Origin of the sequence: Micromonospora sp. NPDC049799 (assembly GCF_040656655.1) — a bacterium.
Classification (GTDB): Bacteria; Actinomycetota; Actinomycetes; order Mycobacteriales; family Micromonosporaceae; genus Micromonospora.
Genome location: NZ_JBFAMU010000826.1, coordinates 1 through 1,466, shown reverse-complemented (window position 1 = coordinate 1,466; position 1,466 = coordinate 1). Strand labels below are relative to the sequence as shown.

Sequence of the window (1,466 nt, the reverse complement as noted above, 5' to 3'; positions counted from 1 at the left end):
CGAAGATCTCCCCCTCGGTCACCTGGAGGTCGACCCCGCGCACGGCATCGACCGTCTTCGTCTCCCGACCGGTGCGGGTGCGGTACGACTACGGCCTGCGCGTCGCGGCCGGCTCGGTGACCCTGCCCTGGCAGCGCACGTACGAGATCGACTTCGTCCTGGAGGAGACCGGTGAGCAGTCCCGATGAGACGGTGACCGCCGACGTCGCCGTGATCGGCGGTGGCCTCGGCGGGGTCGCCGCCGCCCTGGCCGCCGCCCGCGCCGGCCGTTCGGTGGTGCTCACCGACGAGTACTCGCGCGTCGGCGGTCAGGTCACCACGCAGGCGCTGCCCGCCCTCGACGAGCACCCGCACGTCGAGACCTTCGGCGCCTCGGCGTCCTACCGGGCGTTCCGGGACGCCGTCCGCGCCCGGTACGGCGGCGTCGCCAACCCCGGTGGCGGCTGGGTGAGTCGCCTCTGCTTCGAGCCCGCCGTCGCCCAGGCGATCCTGGACGACCTCCTGGCCGAGGCGAAGGTCACCGTGCTCACCGGCGTGGCCCCGGTGGCCGCTCGCGTCAACGGCGGGCGGGTCCGCGACGTCACCCTCGCCGACGGCACGGTGGTCGCCGCGACGGTGTTCTGCGACGCCACCGAGCGGGGGGACCTCGCGCCGCTGGCCGGCTTCGCCACCGTGCACGGCTCCGAGGGGCGCGACGCCCACGGCGAGCCCGACGCGGTGCCCGGCGGCCCCGACCCGGCCGCCCAGCAGTCCTTCACCTGGTGCGCGCTGGTCGAGCACCAGCCCGGGGAGGACTTCACCGGCCCCGCCCCCGCCGGGTACGCCGACCTGCGCCACCGGCTCTCCTTCGACATCGCCGGCTGGGACGGCGGCGTGCACCGGTACCGGATGTTCACCGACGGCCCGGACGGCAAGCCGCCGTTCTGGACCTACCGCCGCCTGCGCGCCGAGGCGCCGGAACTCGTGGTGCTCAACTGGGCGTCCAACGACTGCGCCGGGCAGGACCCGCTCGGCGACCCGGCAGGGGCCGAACGCGCCGGTCGGGACCTGACCGCCGCGTTCGTGCACTGGCTGCGTACCGAGGCCCCACGCTCCGACGGCGGGCGGGGCTTCCCCGGCCTGCGGCTCGCCCCCGAGGCGGCCGGCACCCCCGACGGGTACGCCGAGGCGCCGTACCTGCGGGAGTCCCGGCGCGTCGTCGTCGACACCCCGGTCACCGGCCACGACCTCGAACCCGTCGAGGGACGTGCCCGCGCCCGGCACCTGCCCGGCTCGCTCGGCGTCACGTGGTACCACGTGGACCTGCACGAACGCACCGGTCACCCGGCGCCGGTCTACCGGCCCACGGCACCGTTCACCATCCCCGCGTCGGGCCTGGCTGGAGGCGTACGCCGAGGGCCGCCAGGGCTGAACCCGGCCGGTGGTCCTCGACGACGGCCTTCGCGGGCGCTGATCTGACGGGTCGA

At 75.9% G+C, this 1,466-nt stretch carries 2 protein-coding genes; both read left to right on the top strand.

Annotation, left to right across the window (positions count from 1 at the left end; translation table 11 throughout):
* On the top strand, window positions 1-188 hold a 188-nt coding region (locus tag AB0I76_RS29835; protein ID WP_357042452.1), incomplete at its 5' end, for a hypothetical protein.
* Window positions 172-1,458, top strand: a complete 1,287-nt coding sequence (locus AB0I76_RS29830; protein ID WP_357042449.1) for an FAD-dependent oxidoreductase — start codon at window positions 172-174, stop codon at window positions 1,456-1,458. The genes AB0I76_RS29835 and AB0I76_RS29830, both read left to right, overlap by 17 nt.
* The last annotated feature ends 8 nt before the right edge of the window (window positions 1,459-1,466 follow it).